General features: G+C 64.4%; 27 protein-coding genes. 12 read left to right on the top strand and 15 right to left on the bottom strand.

Going from position 1 to position 24,261, the window contains the following annotated elements; all coding sequences use genetic code 11:
• Window positions 1–100: 100 nt before the first annotated feature.
• Both PNAP_RS13665 and PNAP_RS13660 read right to left on the bottom strand, forming a co-directional pair.
• Complete coding sequence (locus tag PNAP_RS13665) at window positions 101–874, bottom strand: ferredoxin--NADP reductase (RefSeq protein WP_011802115.1); 774 nt, start codon at window positions 872–874, stop codon at window positions 101–103.
• 321 nt (window positions 875–1,195) lie between these two features.
• Window positions 1,196–2,113: a LysR family transcriptional regulator gene (locus tag PNAP_RS13660; protein WP_011802114.1), complete on the bottom strand. Its 918-nt coding sequence runs from the start codon at window positions 2,111–2,113 to the stop codon at window positions 1,196–1,198.
• Between the two features lie 92 nt (window positions 2,114–2,205).
• On the opposite strand from PNAP_RS13660, the gene PNAP_RS13655 reads away from it, so the two are divergent.
• Both PNAP_RS13655 and PNAP_RS13650 read left to right on the top strand, forming a co-directional pair.
• Entirely contained in the window at window positions 2,206–2,571 is a 366-nt protein-coding gene (locus tag PNAP_RS13655; RefSeq protein ID WP_011802113.1) for a protocatechuate 4,5-dioxygenase subunit alpha, read from the top strand.
• Between the two features lie 29 nt (window positions 2,572–2,600).
• Window positions 2,601–3,449: a class III extradiol dioxygenase family protein gene (locus PNAP_RS13650; protein WP_011802112.1), complete on the top strand. Its 849-nt coding sequence runs from the start codon at window positions 2,601–2,603 to the stop codon at window positions 3,447–3,449.
• A gap of 86 nt (window positions 3,450–3,535) precedes the next feature.
• Here PNAP_RS13650 and PNAP_RS13645 read toward each other — a convergent pair whose 3' ends face one another.
• Window positions 3,536–3,817, bottom strand: coding sequence for a hypothetical protein (locus tag PNAP_RS13645; RefSeq protein WP_011802111.1), 282 nt, complete (start codon window positions 3,815–3,817; stop codon window positions 3,536–3,538).
• Window positions 3,818–4,162: 345 nt separating this feature from the next.
• On the opposite strand from PNAP_RS13645, the gene PNAP_RS13640 reads away from it, so the two are divergent.
• The 8 genes from PNAP_RS13640 to PNAP_RS13605 all read left to right on the top strand — a co-directional run bounded on the left by PNAP_RS13640 (window position 4,163) and on the right by PNAP_RS13605 (window position 11,626).
• A complete protein-coding gene (locus PNAP_RS13640; protein ID WP_011802110.1) occupies window positions 4,163–4,948 on the top strand; it encodes a GntR family transcriptional regulator in 786 nt (261 codons plus the stop codon).
• 65 nt (window positions 4,949–5,013) lie between these two features.
• A complete protein-coding gene (locus PNAP_RS13635) occupies window positions 5,014–6,186 on the top strand; it encodes an ABC transporter substrate-binding protein (protein ID WP_011802109.1) in 1,173 nt (390 codons plus the stop codon).
• 21 nt (window positions 6,187–6,207) lie between these two features.
• Window positions 6,208–7,080 (top strand): branched-chain amino acid ABC transporter permease, encoded by an 873-nt coding sequence (locus PNAP_RS13630; RefSeq protein WP_011802108.1) that lies wholly within the window; start codon window positions 6,208–6,210, stop codon window positions 7,078–7,080.
• Between the two features lies 1 nt (window position 7,081).
• On the top strand, window positions 7,082–8,050 hold the full coding sequence (locus tag PNAP_RS13625; protein WP_011802107.1) for a branched-chain amino acid ABC transporter permease: 969 nt from the start codon (window positions 7,082–7,084) through the stop codon (window positions 8,048–8,050).
• Complete coding sequence (locus PNAP_RS13620) at window positions 8,047–8,838, top strand: ABC transporter ATP-binding protein (protein WP_011802106.1); 792 nt, start codon at window positions 8,047–8,049, stop codon at window positions 8,836–8,838. Before PNAP_RS13625 ends, PNAP_RS13620 begins: the two co-directional genes overlap by 4 nt.
• Complete coding sequence (locus PNAP_RS13615; RefSeq protein WP_011802105.1) at window positions 8,831–9,538, top strand: ABC transporter ATP-binding protein; 708 nt, start codon at window positions 8,831–8,833, stop codon at window positions 9,536–9,538. Before PNAP_RS13620 ends, PNAP_RS13615 begins: the two co-directional genes overlap by 8 nt.
• Before the next feature lie 44 nt (window positions 9,539–9,582).
• Window positions 9,583–10,647 (top strand): aromatic ring-hydroxylating dioxygenase subunit alpha, encoded by a 1,065-nt coding sequence (locus PNAP_RS13610; RefSeq protein WP_011802104.1) that lies wholly within the window; start codon window positions 9,583–9,585, stop codon window positions 10,645–10,647.
• A gap of 10 nt (window positions 10,648–10,657) precedes the next feature.
• Entirely contained in the window at window positions 10,658–11,626 is a 969-nt protein-coding gene (locus PNAP_RS13605) for a PDR/VanB family oxidoreductase (RefSeq protein WP_011802103.1), read from the top strand.
• A gap of 111 nt (window positions 11,627–11,737) precedes the next feature.
• Here the strand turns inward: PNAP_RS13605 and PNAP_RS13600 are convergent, their stop codons facing one another.
• Entirely contained in the window at window positions 11,738–12,583 is an 846-nt protein-coding gene (locus PNAP_RS13600) for a GNAT family N-acetyltransferase (protein ID WP_011802102.1), read from the bottom strand.
• Window positions 12,584–12,979: 396 nt separating this feature from the next.
• Between PNAP_RS13600 and PNAP_RS13595 the strand changes: the two genes are divergently transcribed.
• Both PNAP_RS13595 and PNAP_RS13590 read left to right on the top strand, forming a co-directional pair.
• The gene (locus PNAP_RS13595) at window positions 12,980–13,384 is read left to right on the top strand and encodes a WapI family immunity protein (protein WP_011802101.1); all 405 of its coding nucleotides are present in this window, start codon (window positions 12,980–12,982) and stop codon (window positions 13,382–13,384) included.
• A 67-nt stretch (window positions 13,385–13,451) separates the two neighbouring features.
• Window positions 13,452–13,937 (top strand): low molecular weight protein tyrosine phosphatase family protein, encoded by a 486-nt coding sequence (locus PNAP_RS13590; protein WP_408633718.1) that lies wholly within the window; start codon window positions 13,452–13,454, stop codon window positions 13,935–13,937.
• 290 nt (window positions 13,938–14,227) lie between these two features.
• Here PNAP_RS13590 and PNAP_RS13585 read toward each other — a convergent pair whose 3' ends face one another.
• The 11 genes from PNAP_RS13585 to PNAP_RS13535 all read right to left on the bottom strand — a co-directional run bounded on the left by PNAP_RS13585 (window position 14,228) and on the right by PNAP_RS13535 (window position 24,245).
• On the bottom strand, window positions 14,228–15,055 hold the full coding sequence (locus tag PNAP_RS13585) for an SDR family NAD(P)-dependent oxidoreductase (protein ID WP_011802099.1): 828 nt from the start codon (window positions 15,053–15,055) through the stop codon (window positions 14,228–14,230).
• Window positions 15,056–15,208: 153 nt separating this feature from the next.
• Window positions 15,209–16,102 carry an NAD-dependent epimerase/dehydratase family protein gene (locus PNAP_RS13580; RefSeq protein WP_011802098.1) on the bottom strand — a complete coding sequence of 298 codons (894 nt, stop codon included), beginning with the start codon at window positions 16,100–16,102 and terminating at the stop codon, window positions 15,209–15,211.
• A 17-nt stretch (window positions 16,103–16,119) separates the two neighbouring features.
• Entirely contained in the window at window positions 16,120–16,533 is a 414-nt protein-coding gene (locus PNAP_RS13575; RefSeq protein ID WP_011802097.1) for a 5-carboxymethyl-2-hydroxymuconate Delta-isomerase, read from the bottom strand.
• A gap of 9 nt (window positions 16,534–16,542) precedes the next feature.
• On the bottom strand, window positions 16,543–17,733 hold the full coding sequence (locus PNAP_RS13570) for an ABC transporter substrate-binding protein (protein WP_011802096.1): 1,191 nt from the start codon (window positions 17,731–17,733) through the stop codon (window positions 16,543–16,545).
• A 71-nt stretch (window positions 17,734–17,804) separates the two neighbouring features.
• Window positions 17,805–18,509, bottom strand: a complete 705-nt coding sequence (locus PNAP_RS13565; RefSeq protein WP_011802095.1) for an ABC transporter ATP-binding protein — start codon at window positions 18,507–18,509, stop codon at window positions 17,805–17,807.
• Window positions 18,506–19,225: an ABC transporter ATP-binding protein gene (locus tag PNAP_RS13560; protein ID WP_011802094.1), complete on the bottom strand. Its 720-nt coding sequence runs from the start codon at window positions 19,223–19,225 to the stop codon at window positions 18,506–18,508. The genes PNAP_RS13565 and PNAP_RS13560 overlap by 4 nt, the downstream gene beginning before the upstream one ends.
• Window positions 19,226–19,237: 12 nt before the next feature.
• Window positions 19,238–20,293 (bottom strand): branched-chain amino acid ABC transporter permease, encoded by a 1,056-nt coding sequence (locus PNAP_RS13555; protein WP_011802093.1) that lies wholly within the window; start codon window positions 20,291–20,293, stop codon window positions 19,238–19,240.
• A 14-nt stretch (window positions 20,294–20,307) separates the two neighbouring features.
• Window positions 20,308–21,159, bottom strand: a complete 852-nt coding sequence (locus PNAP_RS13550; protein ID WP_011802092.1) for a branched-chain amino acid ABC transporter permease — start codon at window positions 21,157–21,159, stop codon at window positions 20,308–20,310.
• Window positions 21,160–21,217: 58 nt separating this feature from the next.
• Entirely contained in the window at window positions 21,218–22,078 is an 861-nt protein-coding gene (locus tag PNAP_RS13545; protein ID WP_011802091.1) for an SDR family NAD(P)-dependent oxidoreductase, read from the bottom strand.
• A 113-nt stretch (window positions 22,079–22,191) separates the two neighbouring features.
• Complete coding sequence (locus PNAP_RS13540; RefSeq protein ID WP_011802090.1) at window positions 22,192–22,542, bottom strand: NIPSNAP family protein; 351 nt, start codon at window positions 22,540–22,542, stop codon at window positions 22,192–22,194.
• Entirely contained in the window at window positions 22,539–24,245 is a 1,707-nt protein-coding gene (locus PNAP_RS13535) for an FAD-dependent oxidoreductase (protein WP_011802089.1), read from the bottom strand. Before PNAP_RS13535 ends, PNAP_RS13540 begins: the two co-directional genes overlap by 4 nt.
• Between the last annotated feature and the right edge of the window lie 16 nt (window positions 24,246–24,261).

Genomic DNA, 24,261 nt, shown 5'->3' with positions numbered 1-24,261 from the left:
GCTAAGGGATGGCGGCAGCCCGGCCGTTCGCAACGCGCATCCGGGGCTGGAAGTGCGGGTGCTTTTTCCGGCCTGAACGGTGATCCCGCCGGGCGGCGATTCACTGCTCCGCGAAAGCACGCTCGATCACGAAATCCCCGGGCCTGGAGGTATTGCCCTCCTTGAAGCCGCGCTTTTCCAGCATGTGCTTGAGGTCTTTGAGCATGTGCGGGTTGCCGCAAATCATCACCCGGTCATGGGCCGCATCGAGCGCCGGAAGTTTGAGGTCTTCAAACATCTTGCCGCTTTCCATGAGGTCGGTGACGCGGCCCATGGTGCGGTAGGACTCGCGCGTCACCGTCGGGTAGTACAGCAGCTGTTTGGAAAGCATCTCGCCCAAAAACTCATGCTGGGGCAGGTGCTCCGTCACCAGATCGTGGTAAGCCAGTTCGTCGGCCGTGCGCACGCCATGCACCAGCACGACCTGCTCGAAGGCTTCATAGGTGGCCGGGTCGCGGATGATGCTCATGAATGGCGCCAGGCCGGTGCCGGTGGACAGCAAATACAGGCGCTTGCCCGGCAGCAGGTAGTCAATCAAGAGGGTGCCGGTAGGCTTGCGGCCCACGACGATGCTGTCGCCCACCTGGATATGCTGCAGCCGCGAGGTCAACGGGCCGTCGGGCACCTTGATGCTCAGGAATTCAAGATGGTCTTCATAGTTGGCGCTGACGATGCTGTAGGCGCGCAGCAGCGGCTTGCCGTTGACGCGCAGGCCGATCATGGTGAAATGCCCGTTGCTAAAGCGCAACGAAGGGTCGCGGGTGGTGGTGAAGGTGAACAGCTTGTCGGTCCAGTGGTGGACGCTCAGCACACGTTCTTCGTTAAAAGCGCTCATGGTAATTTAATGCCCCAAGTTAGGTTGTTGGGATTTTTAACGAAAAAGTCCGGTATTTTCCAGTTTCCCGGTCTTGTATTGCATGGAAGCTGTGCAAAAGGCGAAATTTCGCAGGGTTGGGGAGATCAAAAAAACGCCCAGGCCGTCTGGACTGCCAAAGAGGGCACTTCTACCTGCCAGCGCTGTATGAAGATTTTGCTATTTATTTGATAGCTGCTTGCGCATATCCAGCTTGCGCAGGAGGCCGATTTGACGTGAAAAATGGACGTAGCGGCTGTTCACAATGGAAAATGGCGCTCCTCCCGACGGCCAGCACGGCTGTTACCGCGCAGCAGTCTCCGTTTGCACCGCCGCCACCCCCGCCTCCAGCTGCCCCCTTAGCCACCGATGCGCCGCATCATGCTGGTGCCGCACATGCCAGATCATGTACATCGGCATGGGCGGGCAGGGCATGGGCGGCTCGGCGCTGGCCAGGCCGCGCAGCACGGTCGTCTGCAGCAGGCCCGGCGCGGTGGCCAGCAGGTCGCTGCCGTGCATGAAGGCGGGCAGGCCGGCGAAGCCGGGCACCATCACGGCGAAGCGGCGCTGCACGCCGCGCCCGGCCAGCCATTGGTCCAGGTCCAGCGCGCGGCGCGGCTCATAGACCACGGTGATGTGGCGCGCCGCCAGGTACTCGTCCATGCCCTGCGGCGCGGCGCGCACGGCGGGGTCGTAAAACACGCGGTAGCGCGTCTCGAACAGGCGCTTTTGCAGGATGTCGCTGCCCTCGGGCGGGCGCGGGCTGATGGCGAGCTGGCAGTGCGCGTGGCGCAGCATCTCCAGCGTCGGCACGCCGGACGGAATCACGCGCAGCGCCACGCCGGGCGCCTGGGCGTATAGGCGTGCCATCAGCGGCGGCAGCAGCAGGTCGCGCTGGAAGTCGTTGGCGGCGATGGTGAAGGTGGTCTGCCAGCGCGCCGGGTCGAACTCGCCCGACTGCGCGAAACGCTCCAGCTGGCGCAGCAACTCGCGCGCCTGGCCCGCCAGGTCTTCGGCCCGCGCGGTGGCCACGATGCCCCGGCCGCGCTTGACGAACAGCGGATCGCCAATGATGCCGCGCAGCTTGTCCAGCAGATGGCTGACGGCCGACTGTGTGACGCCCAGGCGCTGCGCCGCGCCGGTGATGCTGCCGGTTTCCACCACCGCCACCAGCAGCTGCAACAGGTGGGCATCCAGGTTGGACCAATCGAATTTGCTCATGAATCCTATGATCATTCATCGGTTTATCTTTGGCAATGGGGCGGGAATACTGCGGGCTTGATACACATCAAGCTTGTTAAAGGAGACACCCCGTGAGCAACCCGTTACCCAGGATTTCCAATCTTCCCAAGATTCCCGGCACCACGCAGTTCGATGGCGAACAGGCCCGAAAAGGCTACGCGCTGAACAAGATGTGCTTTTCGTTCAACTCGGCGGACAACCGCAACGCCTTCAAGGCGGACGAAGAGGCCTACATGCGCCAGTACGGCCTGAACGAAACGCAGGCCGCCGCCATTCGCGCGCGCAATGTGCTGCAGCTGATTGCGGCCGGCGGCAACGCCTACTACCTGGCCAAGTTCGCCGGCATCTTCGGGCTCGACATGCAGGACATCGGCGCCCAGCAGACCGGGCTGACCAAGGACGAATTCAAGGCCCGGCTCATCGCCGCCGGCCAGTAAACCCACAACAACATCCAGGAGAACACAACATGGCAAAACTCATAGGCGGCCTCGGCACGTCCCACATTCCGGCCATCGGCGGCGCGATTCACAAGGGGCTGCAGCAAGATCCGTACTGGAAACCGTTCTTTGACGGCTTTCCGCCGATTCGCGACTGGCTGGGCGAGAAGAAACCCGACGTGGTGGTGATGTTCTACAACGACCACGGCCTGAATTTTTTCCTCGACAAGATGCCGACCTTCGCCGTCGGTGCCGCGCCTGAATACAACAATGCCGACGAAGGCTGGGGCATTCCGACGCTGCCGCCGTTCAAGGGCGAGCTGGACCTGTCGTGGCACATCATCAACACTCTGGTCGAGAAGGAATTCGACATCGTCACCTGCCAGGAAATGCTGGTGGACCATGCCTGCACGCTGCCGCTGAAACTGTTCTGGCCCGAGGGCGACTGCCCGGTCACGGTGGTGCCGGTGTGCATCAACACCGTGCAGTTTCCGCTGCCCAAGCCGGGCCGGGTGTATGCCCTGGGCAAGGCCGTGGGCGAGGCCATCAAGTCCTGGGACAGCAGCAAGACGGTCGCGGTAATTGCCTCGGGCGGCCTGAGCCACCAGCTCGACGGCGAGCGCGCCGGCTTCATCAACAAGGAATTCGACCTTCAGTTCTTGGACAGTCTTGAGTCCAACCCCGAGTGGATTACGCAGTTCAGCGTGCATGAGCTGGTGGAAAAAACCGGCACCCAGGGCGTTGAACTGCTGATGTGGGTGGCGATGCGCGGCGCACTGGCGGCGGCAGGCGGCTCCAAGGTGCGCCGCGTGACGGGCAACTACCACATCCCGATTTCAAATACGGCGACTGCGGTGCTGGCGCTGGAAACGGCCTGACTGGATTTGCATCGTCAACCCGGGCTTGATCGACTGCCTGCAAAGGCGCGGGTCAAGCCCGGATTGCGATGCGCTTCGCTTCGCCTCTATTCAGAGCGGGCTGCCCGTTCGTGGCGGTCAGCGGCGGCGTAGAGATCCTGGGCAAAGCGGGGATCGCTCCTTTGTACATCGTCAGCCATGGCGCGCAACTGGTCGGCTTCCTGCCGCGCGGTAAGGACCGTGGGCACAAGCTGACGGCTCGGCATGGCCGCAGACCACAGTGTCGTCACCAATTTTGCAACCGATGCAGCCAGCGAATGGAGGGCATTGCCTGCATGCTGGAACTGGTCGTGAGTGAAGTTTTTGGTTTGCAGTGCGGTGATGGTCATAACGGCTTATCCTTTGAAAGTAGAGCTATGTTGCACTGCAGTATAGGGTAAACCCTAGGTTAAGTAAAGTGCCTTTCGTTAGTCGTTCGGCCTATTCACCACACCCCTGACATGGCTGCGCTTTACCGGGCGCAGCATCGCAATTGAATACAGCAGCGTCGGTATATACCCTTAAATAGGCGGTTTGTCGTTGATAAATGCCAGTTCCTGTATACACTGCGTATCCATGAATGGCTGGAATTCGTCTTTTCTTCTTTTGCGCCGGGTCTGTCTTGACGACCCGGCTCCAGGCATGGCGGCGCCCTTGCCTATGCCCCTGATGCTTCGGATGGCTGGAGGCCGGCCATGAGCATTCCATCAGACCCGCCGGCGGCCGAGATGCCGGAAGAGGGCGGCTCGCAGGTCGTCAAGGCGCAACTCAGGCTGCGCGAGATGATTCTGGCCGGCGAGTTGCCGGGCGGCGCCCGCATTGCCGAGCTTTCCATTGTCGAAAAGCTTGGCGTTTCGCGCACCCCCATCCGGGCCGCGCTGATGCGTCTGGAGCAGGAGGGCCTGCTGGAGACCTTGCCCAACGGCGGCTACGCGGTGCGCACTTTCTCGGAACGCGACGTGGCCGATGCCATCGAGCTGCGCGGCACCATCGAAGGCATGGCTGCGCGGCTGGCCGCCGAGCGCGGCGTGGCGCCGGTGGTGCTGGCGGAAGCCCGCGAATGCCTGCGCCAGGTCGATGACCTGCTGCGGGAAGCGGCGCTCAACGACGATGCCTTTTCTCGCTATGTGGTGCTCAATGAAAAATTCCACACCCTGCTGGGCGAGTTGTCGGGCAGTCCGTTCATGCGCCGTGAGCTTGAGCGTGTCTCCAGTCTGCCGTTTGCCTCGGCTTCAGCTTTTGTGGTCGTGCAGGCCAACTCGCCGCAGGCCAGGGACATGCTCGTCGTGGCGCAGGACCAGCACCGCGAGGTGCTCGACGCCATTGAAAACCGCGAGGGCGCGCGCGCCGAATCCATCATGCGCGAACACTCCCGCCTGGCCAAGCGCAACCTGCGCGAAGCCGTGCGCAATCCCCAGAACGAGCACATGCCCGGCGTGCGCCTGATCCGCAAGCGAAGCCTGAAGGAATGGTCTGCGTGACACGCGCCCGTCAACACCGGACCCGCAGCAACCCTGAACCCCCGATTTTTTTGGAGACAACCACCATGCAAAAGCGCTTTTTCCTTCATGCCATCGCCCTGGCCACCGTGGCCTTCACCGCCACGGCCACCCTGGCGCAGGACAACACCTTCAAGATCGGGCTGATCCTGCCGATGACCGGCCAGCAGGCCACCACGGGCCGGCAGATCGAGGCCGCCGCGCGCCTGTACATGGCGCAAAACGGCGACACCGTGGCCGGCAAGAAAATCCAGTTGATCGTCAAGGACGACACCTCGCTGCCCGACGCCACGCGCCGCCTGGCGCAGGAACTGGTGGTCAATGACAAGGTCAATGTGCTGGCCGGCTTCGGCATCACGCCCTCGGCGCTGGCCACCGCGCCGATTGCCACCCAGTCCAAGACGCCGATGGTGGTGATGGCGGCGGCCACGTCGAGCATCACGCAGGCCTCGCCCTATATCGTGCGCACCAGCTTCACGCTGCCCCAGGCATCTGTCGCGCTGGCCGACTGGGCGCCGAAGAACGGCATCAAGAAGGTCGTCACGCTGGTGTCGGACTACGGCCCCGGCATTGACGCCGAAAAGTATTTCAAGGAACGCCTGATCTTCAACGGCGGCCAGGTGACTGAAGCGCTGCGGGTTCCGTTGCGTGGCCCTGACTTTGCGCCGTTTCTGCAGAAGGTTCGGGATGCCAAGCCCGATGCGCTGTTTGTGTTCGTGCCGTCGGGCGCGGGCGCGGCGGTGATGAAGCAATTTGCCGAGCGTGGCCTGGACAAGGCCGGCATCAAGCTGATCGGCACCGGCGACGTGACCGACGACGACCAGCTCAACGACATGGGCGATGTGGCGGTGGGCGTGGTCACCTCGCACCATTATTCGGCGGCCCATCCGTCGGCCATGAACAAGAAGTTTGTCGAGGCTTTTTCAAAAGCCAACAAGGGTTTGCGGCCGAACTTCATGGCCGTTGGCGGCTATGACGGCATGCGCGTGATCTACGAAGCCCTGAAAACCAGCAAGGGCCAGGGCGGCGGCGATGCGCTGCTGGCCGGCATGAAGGGCCAGATTTTCGAAAGCCCGCGCGGCAAGATGTTCATCGACGCGCAGACGCGCGATGTGGTGCAGGACATCTATTTGCGCAAGGTCGAGAAGAAAGACGGCCAGCTCTACAACGTGGAATTCGACGTGATCAAGGACGTCAAGGATCCGGGCAAGGCCAAGTAAGCGCGGCTGCATCTTCACCCCATGCTGACCATCCTTTTTGACGGTATTGCCTACGGCATGCTGCTCTTCATCCTTGCGGTCGGCCTGGCGGTCACCATGGGGCTGATGAACTTCATCAACCTGGCGCACGGCGCCTTTGCCATGGCCGGCGGCTACATCACGGTGCTGCTGATGCAGCGCTTTGGCGTGCCGTTTTTGCTGTGCCTGCCGCTGGCCTTCATCGGCTCGGCGCTGCTGGGCGGCGTGCTCGAACGCACGCTGTACCGCCCGCTGTACCACAAGCCGCACCTGGACCAGGTGTTGTTTTCCATTGGCCTGGTCTTCATGGCGGTGGCCAGCGTGGACTACTTCGTCGGCTCGACGCAGCAGATCATCCAGCTGCCCGAATGGCTCAAGGGCCGCACCGAACTGGGCAGCGGCGCCTGGATGCTGGGCATGGGGCACTACCGGCTGTTCATCATTGCCGTGTGCGCGGCGCTGACCGTGGGCTTGCAGTATGTGCTGGGCTACACGCGCTTTGGCAGTCGGCTGCGCGCCTCGGTCGATGACCAGCGCGTTGCCGCCGGACTGGGCATCAATGTCAACATGGTGTTTCTCACGACCTTCGCCGTGGGCTCGGGCCTGGCCGGCCTGGGCGGCGCGCTGGGCGCCGAGGTGCTGGGGCTGGACCCGAGCTTTCCGCTGAAGTTCATGGTGTACTTTTTGATCGTCGTGGCCGTGGGCGGCACCTCGTCGATCACCGGGCCGCTGCTGGCCGCGCTGCTGCTGGGCATTGCCGACGTGGCGGGCAAGTACTACATCCCCAAGCTGGGTGCCTTCATCGTCTACAGCCTGATGATCGCCATTTTGATCTGGCGCCCGCAAGGCCTCTTTGTGCGCAAGGGAGGCAAGTGACATGAACGCCCCACAACAATCGCTGCTGAACGACAGCCGCTTCAGACCCTGGGAGCCGGTGCTGTGGCTGCTGGCCTTTGCCGCGCCGCTGCTGGTGCCCAGCCACGCCTCGATCATCAATGAAATCGCCATCGTCGCGCTGTTCGCGGTGTCGCTGGACCTGATCCTGGGCTACACCGGCATTGTCTCGCTCGGCCATGCCGCCTTCTTCGGCATGGGCGGCTATGCGGCCGCGCTGTTCGCCAAGCTGGTCATGCCCGATCCACTGGTCGGGCTGGCCGTGGGCATAGTCACGGCGACGCTGCTGGGCGCGGCCTGCTCGTTCACCATCATGCGCGGCAGCGACCTGACGCGGCTGATGGTCACGCTGGGCGTCGGCCTGATCCTGCTGGAGCTGGCCAACAAGCTGGACTGGCTGACCGGCGGCGCCGACGGGCTGCAGGGCGTGGTCATGGGGCCGCTGCTCGGGACATTCGAGTTCGACCTGGCCGGGCGCACCGCCGCCTGGTATTCGCTGACGGTGCTCTTGGCGCTGTTCGTGCTGCTGCGCCGGGTGGTGCATTCGCCGTTCGGCGCGACGCTGAAAGCAATTCGCGACAACCGGCTGCGCGCCATGGCCATCGGCATTCCGGTCAACCGCAAGCTGGCCGTGGTGTACACGCTGGCTGCCGGCGTTGCGGGCGCCGCTGGCGCGCTGATGACGCAGACCACCGGCTTTGCGTCGCTGGATTTGTTCGAGTTTCACCGCTCGGCCGACGTGATGCTGATCCTGGTGATCGGCGGCACCGGCTGGCTGTATGGCGGCGTGGCGGGCGCCATCGTCTTCAAGCTGATGCAGGATGCGCTGTCGTCGATCACGCCGCAGTACTGGACGTTCTGGATTGGCCTGTTTCTGGTGGTGCTGGTGCTGGTCGGCCGTGAACGGCTGATCCGTCCGTGGACCTGGTTTTCACGCGGAGGCAAGTCATGAGCACTGATCAAATACATCGCAACGACGCCGATACGGTGCTGTCCGCGCAAGGGCTGGTGATGCGCTTTGGCGGCATCACCGCCACCAACAACGTCACGCTGAACCTGAAAAAGGGTGCGCGCCATGCGCTGATCGGACCCAACGGCGCGGGCAAGACCACGCTGATCAACCTGCTGACCGGCGTGCTGCAGCCGACCGAGGGCCGCATCACGCTCGAAGGGCAGGACATCACCGGCCTGGCGCCCTACCTTCGGGTGCAGCGCGGCATGGTGCGCACCTTCCAGATCAACCAGCTGTTTGATTCGCTCACGCCGCTGCAAACCCTGGCGCTGACGGTGTCGCAGCACCGGGGGCTGGGAACGAAATGGTGGCAGGCGCTGGGCCGCAACAAACAGGTCGCCGAGCGCTGCGAGCAGCTGCTGGCGCAGTTCCACCTGACCGAGGTCATGAACCAGCCGACGCGCGTGCTGGCCTACGGCAAGCGCCGGCTGCTGGAAATCGCGATTGCGCTGGCCTGCGAGCCGCGCGTGCTGCTGCTCGACGAGCCGGTGGCCGGCGTGCCCGCCGGCGAGCGCGAGGAACTGCTGCAAACCGTGGCCGCGCTGCCCGCCGAGGTGTCGGTGCTGCTGATCGAGCACGACATGGACCTGGTGTTTAGTTTTGCGAACTTCATGACGGTGCTGGTCAACGGCACCTTGCTGACAGAGGGAACGCCCGAGGAAATCGCCAACGACCCGCGCGTCAAGGCGGTGTACCTGGGCCATGGCGAGGAGGCGCACCATGGCTGAACTCCTTAAAGTTGAAAACCTGCGCGCCGGCTACGGCCAGGCCGTCGTGCTGAACGATGTGTCTCTGTCGCTGGGCGAAGGCCAGACGCTGGCCCTGCTCGGGCGCAACGGCACCGGCAAGACCACGCTGATCAACACGCTGGCCGGCGCCACGCGCCAGCATGGCGGCAGCATCTCGCTGGGCGGCATTGCCCTGCACAAGCTGGCTTCGCACGAGCGCGCGGCGGCCGGCATCGGCTGGGTACCGCAGGAGCGCAACATCTTCAAGTCACTCACGGTGCATGAAAACCTGACGGCGGTGGCCCGGCCCGGCCCCTGGAACCCGGACCGGGTGTACAAAATGTTTGCGCGCCTGGCCGAACGCAAGACCAACCTGGGCACGCAGCTGTCGGGCGGCGAGCAGCAGATGCTGGCTGTCGGCCGCGCGCTGGTGCTCAACCCGAAGTTGCTGCTGCTCGACGAGCCGCTCGAAGGGCTGGCGCCCATCATCGTCGAGGAGCTGCTGCGCGCGATTGCCCGCATCACCCGCGACGAGGGCCTGTCGGCCATCATCGTCGAGCAGCATCCGCAGGCCATCCTGGCGATCAGCCACCGTGCCGTGGTGCTCGACCACGGCACGGTGGTGCACAGCGGCAGCGCAGAGGCCCTGAGCGAGCAGCCTGAGTTGCTAGACCGCCTGCTGGGTGTCGCCCGGGCTTGAGCCGACCCCTCTGTCTTTATCTACCTCAAGAAAGGTCCAACATCATGTTCCCCAAAAACACCTGGTATGTCGCCTGCACCCCGCAGGACATCGACGACAAGCCGCTGGGCCGCAAGATCTGCGGCGAGCGCATCGTGTTCTACCGCGCCCAGGAAGGCCGCGTGGCGGCGCTTGAAGACTTCTGCCCGCACCGGGGCGCGCCGCTGTCGCTCGGCTTTGTCAGCGAAGGCAAGCTGGTCTGCGGCTACCACGGCCTGGAGATGGGCTGCGACGGCAAGACGATTGCCATGCCCGGCCAGCGCGTGCGCGGCTTTCCGCAAATCCGCAGCTACCCGGTGGAAGAACGCTACGGCTTCATCTGGGTATGGCCGGGCGATGCCGCGCAGGCTGACCCGGCAAAAATTCCCCACCAGGACTGGTACGAAAACCCCGAGTGGGCCTACGGCGGCGGCATGTTCCATATCCACTGCGACTACCGGCTGATGATCGACAACCTGATGGACCTGACGCACGAAACCTATGTGCATTCGGGCAGCATCGGCCAGAAGGAAATCGACGAAGTGCCATGCAAGACCACCGTCAATGGCGACGAGGTGGTCACCAGCCGGTTCATGGAAAACATCATGCCGCCGCCGTTCTGGAAGCTGGCCCTGCGCGGCAACAACCTGGCCGACGACGTGCCGGTGGACCGCTGGCAGATCTGCCGCTTCACGCCGCCCAGCCATGTGATGATCGAAGTCGGCGTGGCCCATGCCGGCATGGGCGGCTACGACGCCCCGCCCGACCACAAGGCCTACAGCATCGTGGTTGATTTCATCACCCCCGAAACCGAAACCTCGATCTGGTATTTCTGGGGCATGGCGCGCAAGTTCAACCCCAGGGACAAGGCGTTGACGGCCACCATCCGCGAAGGCCAGGGCAAAATTTTCAGTGAAGACCTGGAAATGCTCCAGCGCCAGCAGCAAAACCTGCTCGACTACCCGGAGCGCGCCTTGCTCAAGCTCAATATCGACGCTGGCGGCGTGCAGTCGCGCAAGATACTGGACCGCATCATGGCCGAGGAGCAGGCGGCCGGCGCTGCTTCAGCCAGTGCAACGGCCACCGCGTAAGGAATCAAGCATGAGCATGACCTCCACAATCTCCGTGCGCGTCGCCCGCAAGCAGCGGGAAGCCGTGGACATCTGCACCTTCGAGCTGGTTGCCGAGGAGGGCGGACCGCTGCCCGCCTTTTCCGCCGGCTCCCATGTGGACGTGCATCTGCCCGGCGGCCTGACCCGCCAGTATTCGCTGTGCAATGACCCCACTGAAAGCCACCGCTACCTGATCGGCGTGCTGCGCGACCCGGCGTCGCGCGGCGGCTCCCGGGCCATGCATGACCAGGTCGCCGAAGGCCAAGTGCTGCAAATCAGCGCGCCCAATAACCACTTTCCGCTGGCGCACGACGCCCAGCGCCACCTGCTGCTGGCCGGCGGCATCGGCGTGACGCCCATCCTGTGCATGGCCGAGCGGCTGGCCAACACCGGCGCCGACTTCGAGATGCACTACTGCACCCGCTCACCCGAGCGCACCGCATTTCACCAGCGCATTGCCGGCTCCGGTTTTGCGCCCAAAGTGCATTTCCACTTCGACGATGGCGCGGCCGGCCAGAAGCTGGACATTCCAGCGCTGCTGAGCACCCCGGCCAGCGGTGTGCATCTGTATGTCTGCGGGCCGAAAGGCTTCATGGATGCCGTGCTGAACACGGCGCAGGCGCAAGGCTGGCCCGAGGCGCAACTGCATTACGAGTTCTTCGCCGGCACGGTGGAAAAATCCGACAGCGACGCCAGCTTCGAGGTCCAGCTGGCCAGCTCCGGCCGCATCGTCATGGTGCCCAGCGACAAGACCGTGGTGCAGGCCCTGGCCGATGCGGGCGTGGACGTGCAGGTGTCGTGCGAGCAAGGCGTGTGCGGCACCTGCCTGACCCGCGTGATTGAAGGCATCCCGGACCACAAGGACATGTACCTCACGCCCGAGGAACAAGCCGCCAACGACCAGTTCACGCCGTGCTGCTCACGCGCCAAAACGCCGAGGCTGGTGCTGGATTTGTGAGGCTCAGGGGGTGGTTTTCATCGACTTGGGCCTGATGGCTTTGCCCCGGATGGGCAGTGCCACCGGGCAATCGGCCGGTATGCAATCGCCCGCCGCACTGCCAGGCAAGGCTTAGCCCAGCTCAAAGCTCGTGATGCCATAGACCCGCTCGATGGCGCAAGCCGGCGCCGCGCCCCGGTACATGCGGGCGGTTTCGAAGACGCGCTGCAAGCCCTGCCTGTGGGCCAGTTCCAGCGCGCCGGTATTGGGCATGGGCACATCCAGGAACACCGCGCTGCCTGCCGGCGCCTGCTGGCTGAGCGCGTCATACAGCGCGTTGGCGATGTCGGCGCGGTCGGCCACCAGCGGGCCGATCTTGTAGCCTTCGCGGCAGGGCCGTATCACGCCCCAGCCGGCCATGCGCCCCTGCTCTGTCCAGGCCAGGCCGCAGGCATCGGGCATGTCGATCCAGGCGCGCAAAAACGCCTCGCGCGGGGCCGGGAAAACACGGCGATCATCAGCACACAAGGACGCGAAATCAATCGCCGCCAGCGGGCCGATCCGGGTGTCGGGCACTGCGGCCCGGGGCTGCGCCGTCCCCGAGAAGCGCACGTTCTGCCAGGCCAGTTCGAAGCCCTTGCGGCGGTAGTAATCCTGCTGGGCCGGCACGCCATCGAGACCCACGACGCGCCCCGACAGCCGGGCCATGCCGGCGTCCCAGAGCGAGCGGCCGATACCCTGCCCGCGCCAGTCCGGCGCGACGATGAACAGGCCAATAAAGCCGAACGCTGCGCCATACGAGACGGCGCTGATGCAGCCCAGGACACGGCCAGCAGATTCAGCAACCAGAAAGCCTTGCGGGTCGGCCGAATGAAAAGCGTCGCCATCGTGCAAGCCCGGGTTCCAGCCCTCACGGGCCGCCATCTCGATCACAACCGGCATTTCATCGCGGCGCAGGGTGCGGTGGGTGAGGTTCATGCGTGCATTATTGCGGGCAAAACAAAAAAACCTGCCAGGTTGAGCCCGTGGCTTGAAGTGGAAACAGGCTCAACCGCCGGCCTGACCCGCGTGATTGAATGTCTCAGGTGCAGCGGGAGCCGACATCCAGGCGCAAGGTTCACTGGGCTATAGTTCTGACCAAATGAAACGCGTCGAAAGAAGTGAACTCGACGTTAACCAAATTTCGCCAGGATAGGCGACAGGGTTCAAAGGGATGGAAATGAATTCAACTTCTGGTGAAATTGACCGCAAACCCAGGCGGCATGGGCCTTACCGCTTGAGGGGCTTCGGCATCAACGGGTGGGTTTCCGGTTTATTTCGTCGTCTAGCTTGAGAATGCCAAGATAGGCGATCGGCTAAATTGCGTTAAAGCACATGCAACTCAGGACGTCAACATTTCGTGTCGAACTGAAAGCACTGCGCCGCGCGGACGACGAAGACTGGGCTCGGGTTCGCGTTGAGGTTCAGGCCGGTGGTTTCAAGGGCGACTTTGAGGCTTGGCTTCAAGTCGGTGACCTTGACAACTTTTCAAAGCAGCTCGGTGCCCTTTATGAAAATGTGGGTCAAGCCGGCATTGCTAGATTGGCATGTGCCGAGCGGGGCATCGTTCTTTCTTTGTCCATGGAAACAATGGGAGGTATCGACGGCCAATACGAGTTCTTCGATGAAAGTACTTCGGCCGTTTTGTCGGGGGGCTTCAAAATTGACCAAAGCTATATTCCCGAGTGGCGCAATTGCGTCGAAAGCTTTGCCAGCGCGCTAAGACAGCATGTTCTTTAACTGGTCGCCCAAGTCGGACGCCTGCGGCCCCGCTTGGCTTCGACGTTAGGCTTCAAAAGGTCTCCGCATGTCGAGCAAAGATGATCTCCCACGAGAAAAGCAGTGGAAGAACCTGTACACACGATCCGTCAAGCTTGCTCGTGCGCAGCAGCTTGGGATCGACTATCCACGAACAACAGAAAAGCAGCTCATACAAGAAGAGGTAATGTCAAAGTTGGACAAGAAGGTCAACGTGCTGTTCATCTGCAGTAGAAATCAATGGCGCAGCCCAACTGCGGAACAACTTTGGCGGAAACACCCAAAGGTCGCGGCTCGCTCAGCAGGAACAAGCCCAAATGCCCGCCATAAAGTTTCAATCGAAGACATTCGATGGGCCAATGTCATCCTCGTTATGGAAGAAAAGCATAAGTCCAGGCTAGCGGCAGAGTTCACTCGGCTACTCGAAAACAAGCCAATCCATGTTCTGGACATTCCGGACGAATACAAGTTCATGGATCCCGAGCTAATCGAAATGCTTGAGCAATCGGTCAGCAATCTTCTTGGGCTTGAGTGAATTCAAACGGTGGGCGCCGGTCGTGCAGCCTAACTTAGGCGTTAACGACTGCTTAAGAGCGGCGCGAAGGTCAGCAGCCAGTCTAAAGCTGTCGTCGTTGGGCGCAACTGCTGTCTCGTGGCCTGGACCCGAATACTCCGAAACTGAAAATCCACCTTTGCCAGCGTTCCCGCCTTGTTAAATCATGGCAAGCCCAGCGCGGCCATCCGTGACGGTGCTCGCCGGGGCGATGAATCGCCACAGCCTGATGTATCGCAACCCGAGATCGTGGCTTGGAAGCAAAAACCAACTCAGCCGCCCACCAGCCCCACCGGCGGCTTCCCGGGCCGGCCCGGAATCATCGCCAGCATGTGGTCCGAAATGCCGCCGTCCACGACCAGGTTCTGGCCGGTGATGTAGCTTGCGCCCGCGCTGGCCAGAAAAGCCACCGCTGCGCCCACGTCTTCGGCCCGGCCGATGCGGCCCAGCGGCACCAGCGCTTGCCGTTTCAAAAGCGTGTCCGCATCCTGGTACACCGCTTCGGTCAGCGGCGTGCGGATCATGCCGGGGCAGACGGTGTTGACGCGGATGCCGTCGGCCGCCCATTCCTGCGCCAGCTGGCGGCACAGCATGATCAGCGCTGCCTTGGCCGCCGAGTAGGCGCCATAGCCGGGGTGCGGCGTCAAGCCCGACATCGAGGCAATCGCGGTGATGCTGCCGCGCGTGCGCGCCAGCGAGTCACGGGCCGCCTGCGCCAGCAGCCAGGCCGAGCGGGTGTTGAGGTTGAAGGTGGTGTCCCACTGGGCGACCGGCAAATCGGCGAGTTGGCCGGGGCCGGAAGCGCCGGCGTTGCAGACCAGCGCCGTCAGGTCGCCGCCGCTGGCTTGCGCCTGGGCCACCAGGGCGGCGCACTGGGCCGGGTCGGTGATGTCGCCGGTCACGCCGCTGGCGGTGGCGCCGGCCGCCCTTAATTCACCAAGCAGGCTTTCCAGTTTGTCGCCGGACTGCGAGGCGGCGGCTGCAATGTGGATGGCCGCGCCGTCCTTGCGCGCCTGCTCGATCAGCGCAAGGCAGATGCCCCGGCCAATTCCGCCTGTGGCGCCGGTGACGAGGGCATGAAGTGAAGAAGGCGAGGTCATGAGTGTTTTTCCATAGGAGATGTCAATACTGCGTCATGGCGTCCGACACGCGCTTCACGATTAAATAATAGGAGTAAATCATGGCTTTGCGCAATACTGGCGGGCATAAACAGCTATTGTTTTGGTAGCATCTTGAGCCACGGCTGATCGCACTCAAGCCGTCCGGTAGTGCCGCAGCGTGGCCGCGATGCCGTCCGCCAGGGAGGTGATCTGGCGCCCGGGCAAGAGCTGCTCCAGCCCTTCCTCGCTCAGGCCGGGGGCAATCGTCAGCGGCGGGCCTTCGGCCTGCAGGCGGGCGCCCGGCACCTGGCGGCGGATTTCGGCCATGACTTCATCGACCGTGGCGGTCTGTCCGATCAGGTTATAGACGCTGGCGCCCTGCGCGGGCGTGAGCAGCGCCTGCTCGAACGCCTGCGCCACGTCGTCCACGTAAACCAGCCCGGCCGCGCCGGTGTAGCCCAAGGTGCAGGCTTCGCCGCGCGCAGCAGCCCGGCAGGCCAGGCTGGGGCCGGCGCTGACGCCGGTTTCGCGCCCCGGCCCGTACACGACGAAGGGCCGAAAGCCGATGCTGGCGATTCTCCGGTCATGCCAGTAGGCCCGCGCCGAGCCTTCGGTGGCGAGCTTGAAGGCGCCGTAATGCGTCATCGGAAAGGGGTGCCGCGCATCGAGCGGGCCATAGACGCCGGCCGAACTGGCATAGACCACCTGCCTGACCCCTGCGGCCTGCGCGGCCTCGAAGACATTGAGCGTGCCGATCAGGTTGATCCGTGCGCCGCGCACTGGGTTGGCGGCGCAGTCGGGCGTCAGCACGCCGGCCAGGTGGATCACGCCGTCGCAGCCCTGCATCGCTTGGCTGACCGCATCGCCATCGGCAATGTCGCCCACGCGCCAGTCGAGCTGGTGCGCCACGTCGCCGGCAATGGCGGCCACCGTCTGCCGGCGCTCATGGATGTCGAACACCCGCGCTTCCAGGCCCCTGGCGTTCAGGCGGCGGATGATCCAGGCGCCCAGAAAGCCGCTGCCTCCGGTGATCAGCACACGTTTCATGGGGAGTTTCTCCTGCGTCATGGCGCGGGCCGGCAGACGATGGGCTCTGCGGGGTCATCGGTCGTGGCCAGGTTGTTTTGATAGACGCTGGTATCGGCGTCGAATTCGGTGACCTCCAGCTGGCAGCCCAGCCGGTGCTTGTCAAACAGCGGCCCCATGGCGGCAAGCACGGCGCCAAACAGTTCCTGCCTGATGCGCTGGCGCAGGGCCAGGTTGCGCCCCGGCGCGATGCGCACGGTGACATTGACGAAGCCGTTGCCGGCTTCGCCATTGCCCACGCGGTACTCGCCCATGGCCTGCGCAAAGGTGCGGATGCCCCAGACCGGAAAGATGCCTGAATCGACGGCGGCCTGGTGAACCCTGTCCACCAGCCGCCCCGTGATCACCGCGTCCGCCAGGTTGGCGGTGTAGTCAATCTGGATATGCGGCATGAACGGCCCTTACATCTTGCACAGCGGCGAAGGCGCGGGGATGATCGATGGCGGGAAGGTGTGTTCCACCACCGGGCGCAGCACGCCATCGACCACCTTGGCGCGGCCCACGTAGTTGGGCAGCAGCAGTTGGTTGTCGGCCGCGCGCATCGTCAGGTTGCCGTAGAGGGTGTCGAGCTGGGCGCCGCGCAGGGCCTTGCTGACATCGGCGGGCTTGACGCTCTTGGCCAGCTTCACCCCGTCGAACATCACCTGCGCGCCGTTGTAGGCCTGGCCTTCGTTGTCGGTCGGCAGGCGGTTGAACTTGGCTTTCCAGGCCGTCACGAAGGCCTTGTTGCGCGGGCTGTCGATGTCCGGCGTGTAGGCCGTGGTGCCCGGCGTGCCTTCGAGCGCCTTGCCGGTGCCGTTGATCATGAAGTTCTGGATCAGCGAGTGGCCGATCAGCTTCGTTTTGGGAATCAGGCCGAACTCCTCGGCCTGCTTGACGAAGGCAATCGCGTCGCGGCCGGTTTCGGCGACCCAGATGGCGTCCACGCCCGAATCTTTCAGTTGCGCGATGTAGGGCGAGAAGTCCTTGGTGCCCATTGGCACGTACAGGCTCAGCGGCACGCTTTTGCCGGAAGTTTCAGCGGCTTTCTTGAAGGATTCGCCCGAGTCGCGGCCCCAGACATAGTCGGCGGCCAGCACGGCGAATTTCTTTTCCTTCAGGCTCTTGGCCCACTCGTTGATCATGGCGATGTCCATGGCGTCCGAGTGGTTGGTGCGAAAGCTGCGCGCCCGGCAGGTGTCGCCGGTCAGCTTGTCGGACTTGCTGGCGACGATGAAATAGGCCGCGTCCCAGCGGTCCAGGTTCTGGGCAATCGCCAGCGAGATGGACGAGGGAATCGCGCCGATCAGCAGGTTGTGGCCGTCCCTGGCGAGCTTTTCGGCGACGCGGCGACCGGCGTCTGGCGTGCCCTCGTCGTCGCCGCTCTGCACCTCGACCTTGCGGCCATCGACGCCGCCCTTGGCATTGGCCTCGTCAATCGCGAACTGCACGGCGCGCATCACTTCCTCGCCCTGCTGGGCAAACACGCCCGACTTGGACGACACCAGGCCGACCTTGACCGGCTCCTTGCCTTGCGCCATCGCCGCCAGGGGCAGGGCGCTGACCAGGGCCAGGGCAGCGAGCGCGCGCTGAAGGGGTTTCATCTTGAACATGTTTTGTCTCCAATTTCTAGACACCGGAAACGGTCCGGCGGCCGTTGCTTCAATAAAAAAAAGGAAAAGGCTCAGACCATCACATGGGTTTCGAGGTCTTTCAGGCTTTCGCGCGTGTTCTCGACCCGGCCCTGGGCCACCACCGAGCCCTTGGCCATGGCGCAATAGCGCTCGGCCACGCGCACCACCAGGCTCATGTTCTGCTCGATCAGCAGCAGCGCCGTTCCCTGGCCGGCGACCTGGTTGAAGATGCGCGCGAGCTGATCGACGATCACCGGGGCCAGGCCTTCGGTCGGCTCGTCGAGCAGGATCAAGGAAGGGTTGGCCATCAGCGCCCGGCCGACCGCCAGCATCTGCTGCTGGCCGCCCGACAGCGCCGTTCCCGGCGTGTGGGCGCGCTCCTGCAAAATGGGAAACAGCTTGTAGATCTCTGGCACGTTCCAGTGCCCCTTGCGGCCCACGGCGGCGCCGAGCTGCAGGTTTTCTTCCACGCTCAGATTGGCGACGATGCGCCGGCCCTGCGGCACGACCACCACGCCATGCTGGGCGGCCATGTAGGGGCGCGGCTTGTGCAGCGCATGCTTGCCCAGGTGGATCTGCCCGCCCTTGAGCGCGGCCAGCCCGAGAATGGTGTTGACCACCGTGGTCTTGCCGACGCCGTTGCGGCCGATCAGCGCCACGCGCTCGCCGGCATTCACGCTCAAGCTCAGGCCGTGCAGGATGTGGGCCGAACCGTAGAAGGCGTTGATGTTGTCCAAAGTCAAAAGGGCGGTCATGCGGCGCTCCCAAGGTAGGCTTCGCGCACGCGCGGGTCGGCGCGCACGGCGGCCGGCTCGCCGCTGGCGATGACGCGGCCGAGTTCAAAAACGGTCACGACATCGGAAATGCCGAAGACCACGTCCATGTCGTGCTCGACCAGCAGCACCGACACATTCCAGCGCGAGGTCAGCGCCTTCAGGTGTTTCGCCAGGTCGTGCGATTCCTGCACCGACAGGCCGGCCATCGGTTCGTCGAGCAGCAGAACGCTGGGCCGGCCCACCAGCGCCAGCGCCAAATCGAGCCGGCGCTGCTCGCCGTAGCCCAGGTCTTCGGCGATGACATCGGCCATCGGCATCAGGTCGAGTTCGCGCAGCACGGCATCGGCGTCGGCGCCGGAATCGGCCACGCCCATCTTGTGCGAAGCCAGCTCCACCTGCCGGCGCACCGGCATCTGGCCAAAAATGCTGGTGCGCTGGAAGCTGCGCGACAGGCCGCGCATGCGCCGCGCCACCGGGCCGAGTTCGGTCACGTCCTGGCCGCCGAGCTGGACCTTGCCGCGCGTCAGGCGAACCCGGCCGGTGATGGCGTCGATCACGGTCGATTTGCCGGCGCCGTTGGGGCCGATCAGGCCGCGGATCTCGCCGCGCCTGAGCGTCAGGGATACGCCGTCCACGGCCTTGACGCCGCCATAGTGAATGGCCACGTCGTCGGCTTGAAGTACAAATTCGCTCATGGGGATTTCCTTTCAGTGTGCGGTTCGGGCCATGGGCGCCGACGGCTTGGCCGGTTCGGCCTGAGTCGCTTGTGCTGTGTGATGGGTGGCTTGAGCGGCGACCGCGCGGGGCTGGCGTTTGCCCTTGAACAGGCGTCCCAGCGCCCCGGCCAGGCCGGTCGGCGAAAAGACGATGACGGTGATCAGCGCGATGCCGAAAATCGCCATCCAGTGGTTCGCGTAGTCGCCCAGCACGTCCTTGGCCAGGAAGTACACGATGGCGCCTAGCGCCGGTCCCCACAGCGCCTTGTAGCCGCCGACGATAACCATCATCAGCGCCACGCCGGACACGCTCCAGTGCAGGCTTTCGGGCGACACGAAGCCGGTGTTCAGCGCCGTCAGGGTGCCGGCCACCGACGTGATGCCGGCCGACAGCGCGAACAGCGCGGCACGCGGCAGCAGGGTGCGGATGCCGATGAAGCGGGCGCGCTCCTCGTTGTCGCGCACCGCCTCGGTGATGGCGCCGAAGCGGCCGTGCAGGCCCAGCGCCAGCCCGCCCATGCAGACAACCAGCACGGCCCAGCTCAGCATGAACATGTTGCCCGGCTGGACAATGGCGGACATCGGAAAGCCGAACAGCGTGGCCGGCCACTCGATGTTCATGCCGTCGGCGCCGCCGGTCAGGCCGCGCGAGCGGTTGGCGGTGAGGAAGAACATCTGGCCGACGGCCAGCGTCAGCATGCCGAAGGCAATGCCCGGCACGCGCACGATGACCAGGCCGAGCAAAAAGGCGAACCCCGTGATGCCCAGCACCGCCAGCACGATGGCCGCTTCGGCCGGCACCGCCTTGAGCTGCAGCAAAATGCCGATGATGTAGCCGGCCGAGCCGAAGTAGGTCGCATGGCCGAAGCTGGCCATGCCGTTCTGGCGCAGCAGCAGGCCCACGCCCAGGGCAAAGATGGCAAAGATCGTCGCCTGCGTCAGCAGCGACAGCACGGTGCCCGAGCTGACCCCGAAGGTCAGCGCCAGGCCGGCAACCAGCGCGGCCCCGGAGAATGCAAAGATGCGTGCAATGGATGAAGTGGACATGATTGAAAAGTCTTTCAGGTGCGGCTGCCGGCAAAGCCCGCAGGCTTCCACAGCAAAATGGCGACCATGAGCGCAAACGGCAGCACGGCGGACAGGTTGGGCAGGTACACGGCGCCCAGCGACTGGATCAGGCCCAGCACCAGCGCCGCCACGAAGGCGCCCGACAGGCTGCCCAGCCCGCCGATCACCACCACCACGAAGGAGTCGATCAGCACGTCGCTGCTCATGGACGGCGACAGCGCCAGGAAGGGCGCGGCCACCACGCCAGCCAGGCCCGCCAGCGCGGTTCCCAGTCCGACCACGCCGGCGCTCAGCGCATCGGTGTTGACGCCCTGCATGGCGGTGGTGGTCGGGTCGGTGCTGGAGGCGCGCACGAACAGGCCGATGCGCGAATACTTCAGCCACAGGCTCAGGCCCAGCGCCACGCCCGCGCCGACCGCGATCACCCCGATGCGGTAGGCCGGCACGGCGGTGCCGAACAGGTTCACCGAGAAATTCAGCGCCTCGGGCGTGGCCACCGACAGGTTGCTCTTGCCCCAGACGGTCTGCACGAAGTCCTCGATCACCAGCAGCAGGCCGAAGGTGACCAGCACCACGGTCAGCGGGTCGCGGTCCTGCAGCAGCCGAAAGCCGTAGCGGTCCAGCAGCACGCCAAAGAGCGCCATGATGGCCGGCACGGCGACCAGCGCGACCCAGAAATTGCTTTGGCTGGCAATGGTGAAGCCGAGGTAGGCGCCCAGCATGTAAAGCGAGCCGTGGGCGAAATTCACCACGCGGCGCAGGCCGTAGATCAGGGCCAGTCCCGAGCACATCACGATCAGCAATGCGCCGTACACCAGGCCGTTGAACAGGTTGATGGTCAACATGTTGTTTGTCTCCTTTGTCTTCGTTGAAATAGGGTTTTGCGGACTGCGGTTGCGGCCTTCAGGCCAGCTCGTCCGCCAGCTCAGCCAGTTCGGGCAGAGCGCTTTCGGTCGCGCCGAAAGCCGTCCAGCCGCCATCGACCGGAATCAATGCGCCGGTCACATAGCTGGCGCGGTCGCTGGCCAAAAAGGCAATCACCTCGGCAATCTCGGCGGGCTCGGCCATGCGGCCCAGCGGCGTGCGGCGGCGGATGGCTGCGGCGTCAATCGCGCCCTTGCGCTCCAGCTCGGCGACCAGCGCGGTGCGCACATAGCCGGGCGCCACGGCGTTGACGCGGATGCCCGCGCGCGCCCATTCGCTGGCCATGGCGCGGGTCATGCCCAGCACGCCGGCCTTGCCCGCGCTGTAGGCATTGCGCGCCGGCAGGCCGGTGCTGCTGGCAATCGAGCCCAGGTTGACGATGGCGCCACGGCCCCGGCCCGGCACGGGCGCGGCTTGCAGCATGTGCCTGGCGACGGCGCGGCTCATGAGAAAGGTTCCGCGCAGATGCACGGCCAGCACGCGGTCGAAGGCCTGCACGCTTTGTTCGGTCGTTGGGCCGGTCTGGTCGCCGATGCCGGCGTTGTTGACCAGCGCGTCGATGCGGCCAAAGCGTTCCAGCACGGCAGCCACGGCGGCTTCCACGCTTTCTTCCGAGGTCACGTCGCAGCCGAGTCCCAGGTGGATGCTTCCAAGTTCGGCGGCGCGGGCTTGGGCTGCGTCGGCGCGCAGGTCGAGCAGCGCCACGCGCAGGCCGTCGGCCGCCAGCCGCTGCGCCGTGGCCCAGCCGATGCCGTCGGCCGCGCCGGTGACGATGGCCACCGCTGCCGCTGGGTTGGGGGTGACAGGCGCAGGGTGCGCTGCATTCCGGGGTTCAGGCATGGTGTGTCTCTTTATAGGAATGGGTCGAATGGTACATAAAACTGGAATAGTATTCAAGTATTGAATTTAATTCCAATTTTTTGAATTCGGTAATACCCTTGCTCGTTCACGCTTCAGCGCGTGAAACTGCGCAGGCTGGGCAGATCGACCGCCCGGATCAGCCGCGTTTCCTGCGCCGTGATCAGGTGCCCGGAGGCCGACAGGTAGGCCGCAAAGTCCGGGTGCGTGTCGCGGGCATTGCAGCGCTGCTCGTAGTCGGCCAGGCTCTGGTAGGCCCACAGGTGCACGAACTGGTTCAGCGGACCGACCTGACTCACATACATGCCGACCGGGTTGCCCAGCGTCTGCAGCAGGATGGGCATGGCCAGCCGGTCGAACACTTCCAGGAACTCGGGCATCTTGCGCAGCGCAATCGTGTAGATGCGGTGATCGACCAGCGGCAGGGCGAGGTTGAGGGGCGTCATGCGGGAACTCCTGCCTTGTCGGCGATGTGGTGGGCGGTGATGTAGCCAAACGTCATGTTCGGCCCGTGGGTGATGCCGGCGCCGGGGTAGTTGCCGCCCATGATGCTGGCGCGGTCGTTGCCCACGGCATACAGGCCGGCGATGGCCGTGCCGTCGCGTTTGAGCACTTCGCCGACCACGCTGGTCTTGATGCCGTCGAAGGTGCCGAGGTCGCCCATGACGACCTTGACCGCGTAATAAGGCCCGCTCTGGATCGGCGCGACGCAGGGATTTGGCTTGTTCTCGGGGTCGGCCAGGTAGCGGTTGAAAGCCGTGCGGCCGCGCCCGAAGGCCGGATCCTGACCCTTGACGGCGCCTACGTTGTAGTTGCGCACGGTGGCTTCCAGTCCGGCCGGGTCGATGCCGGCGTTTTTCGCCAGTTCAGCCAGCGTGTCGCCCTTGATCAGGTAGCCGTTGCGGATCAGGCCGCCCAGCGGCATCGGAGCAGGCTTGGCATAGCCCAGTCCGTACTTGCCCATGGTGGCCTTGTCGCAGATCAGCCACATCGCCGTGTCCTTCTGGCCTTCGCAGGCGCGCGTCAATGCCGCGCCCACGTCATGGTAGGAATTGGACTCGTTGGTAAAGCGCTTGCCCGACCGAAGCACGCCGATGATGCCCGGCTTGTAGCGGTCCAGCAGGTGTGGAAACACGCCGAACTCGCCGTTGCCATAAGGTACCTTCGACACCGGCATCCAGGCGGCGGCGTCCTTGAAGCGGATATCGACCACGCCGCCTAGCGCTTCGGCCATGCGCGTGCCGTCGCCGGTGTTGCCCAGCGGCGTGGGCGACAGGTGCTCGCCGCCGCGCTGCAAATGCGGATAGGCCTTGGCGATGCGCTGGATGTCCTGCGGAAAACCGCCGCAGGCCAGCACCACGCCCTGCCGGGCGGTGATGCGGTAGTCGCCTTCAGCGCTGGCAATGCGCGCGCCGACGGCCCGGCCCTGGTCCATGATGATTTCCCTGGCCGGGCTGCTGGTCAAAATCGGGATGCCCAAGCTAAGGGCCGACTGGGCCAGGCGCGCGGCCAGCGCATTGCCGCTGGTCACGTTGATGGCGCGGCGGTACAGCGCCATTTCCTTCAGGTGGTTCGCCAGCCGTTTCGCCACGTAGAGAAAAGAGGTCAGCGACTTGGTGACCTGGAAGAAATGCTTCAAATCGGCATTCGACGAGTTGAACATCATGCCGATGAAGGTGATGGTCTTGAGCGGTAGCTTGAGCCGCGCCATGTCCTTGCCCAGGCCGCGAATGTCATACGGCTCGGCCAGGATGGAGCGACCGATGCTCGCGCCGCCCGGCATGTCGGGGTGGTAGTCGGGGTACATCGTCGGGATGAATTTCATCGCCGTCTCGCGCTCGAAGAACTCGACCATCTTCGGCCCGTTGTCGAGGAAGGCCGCAACCGCCGCCTCGTCGTAGAACGCGCCGGTCTCCTGCATCATGTAGCTGCGAACCGCCTCGCGGGTGTCGGCCGGATTCTGCTTGCGGCCATGCGGCCCCAGCGGAATCCACAGCACGCCGCCGGACAGCGCGGTGGTGCCGCCAAACACGGGTTCTTTCTCGATCACCACCACGTCCAGGCCGCGTTTCTTGGCGGTGATGGCCGTGGCCAGGCCGGCAGCGCCGGAGCCGACGACCAGCAGGTCGCATTCAATATCTCGTGACATCTTGAGTTCTCCAGGG

This window comes from Polaromonas naphthalenivorans CJ2 (genome assembly GCF_000015505.1).
Classification (GTDB): Bacteria; Pseudomonadota; Gammaproteobacteria; order Burkholderiales; family Burkholderiaceae_C; genus Polaromonas; species Polaromonas naphthalenivorans.
This window is presented reverse-complemented; position numbering and strand designations above follow the sequence as displayed.